Source organism: Tenacibaculum sp. 1_MG-2023, from assembly GCF_030547425.1.
In the GTDB taxonomy this organism is placed as follows: Bacteria; Bacteroidota; Bacteroidia; order Flavobacteriales; family Flavobacteriaceae; genus Polaribacter.
This window is the reverse complement of the sequence record NZ_JAUORH010000048.1, coordinates 1-1,142: the sequence shown is the minus strand read 5'-3', so window position 1 is coordinate 1,142 and position 1,142 is coordinate 1. Positions and strand designations below refer to the sequence as shown.

The 1,142-nt window shown below is 29.1% G+C and carries 1 protein-coding gene and 1 pseudogene; one reads left to right on the top strand and one right to left on the bottom strand.

Going from position 1 to position 1,142, the window contains the following annotated elements:
• Nucleotides 1–114 (top strand): annotated as a pseudogene (locus tag Q4517_RS15380) (IS110 family transposase); the annotation flags it as partial.
• 126 nt (nucleotides 115–240) lie between these two features.
• Here the strand turns inward: Q4517_RS15380 and Q4517_RS15375 are convergent.
• Nucleotides 241–765, bottom strand: coding sequence for a hypothetical protein (locus Q4517_RS15375; protein ID WP_303511282.1), 525 nt, complete (start codon nucleotides 763–765; stop codon nucleotides 241–243).
• Nucleotides 766–1,142 lie beyond the last annotated feature (377 nt).

Below are 1,142 nucleotides of genomic sequence, written 5' to 3'. Positions count from 1 at the left end.
AAGAGTAAAAAACTTGCTTTAATAGCGGTGTGTAATAAGCTACTAAAACAAGCTTTTGCCATAGTAAAAAGTGGTTTGCCTTATGATGCAAATTATAAAAGTACTTTGGTTTAAAAAAGTATAAAATTTACTTGTTTTTTACCTCAGTTCTTTGTTGTGCTTTCGTTATTTTTTCCTAATTTGTTACTGATAAGGTTTGCAATTATTAGCTATATTTTATTAATGTCGTTTTAACGTTTATTAAAAGCAAGGTGTTGAAGAGAGATTTTCAACAGTGTGATCAATCGTAAAGTTGAATTCTTTATCGTCCTTTTCTCTTTTATAAGAGACATAGTACCAATTTCCTGATTTTGTTAATTTATAAACGCCATTTATTTTTCCGTTATAAATTTCATTATAATAATCAATAATTGTAGGGCTTGTTCCTCCTTCGATATATTCATTTTTAATAAACTTCAGGGGTATTGATTCTGATTGCCCTTTGTACCTAATTTCTATTGCTCTGTTTGAATCATTAAACCCAATCCAAATTTTTTTGGAATTATTATTATCACTAGTGTAACAAATATAATTTTTAATAGTTGAGCTTTCTTTTTTTATTTCGTCAATCTTTTCTATATCAATTTCACTTTTTTTATTCAGTGATTCACGAGTCTGCTCTATTTTATCTGATTTTATATCATTTTGTTTTTTACTTGATTTTTGTCCGCAAGAGATACAGATGAACAATAAAAGCAAATATTTTAGTGTTAAAATTCTTTTCATATCGTTTTGTTTTTTTATGAAGCACAACGTGTTTGTGTATGATTAGTGGCGTGTTTAAGCGCCTAATTTAGTAAATAATTACCGACCAAGAAAGTCCGCGAGGACTTTCGTAAGTAGGCGAGAACCAGCCATTAATTATACACGTCTTAAGTTAGCAATTCATTAAATTTAGAAATATAAATCAGAAAGAAAAAAGCGTAGAGTAAGGTTATGATATACGTTGAAACCTAGATTGACCCGTCCTGAATAAAGGCTACATAATTTTAAACATTATGTATAGAAATGACAAAGTAATCAGACGGTATTCAGAACCTTTCAAACTGAAAATTTTAGCCGAACTTACAACCGGTAAACACACAAAGAGCGAACTTTGTAAA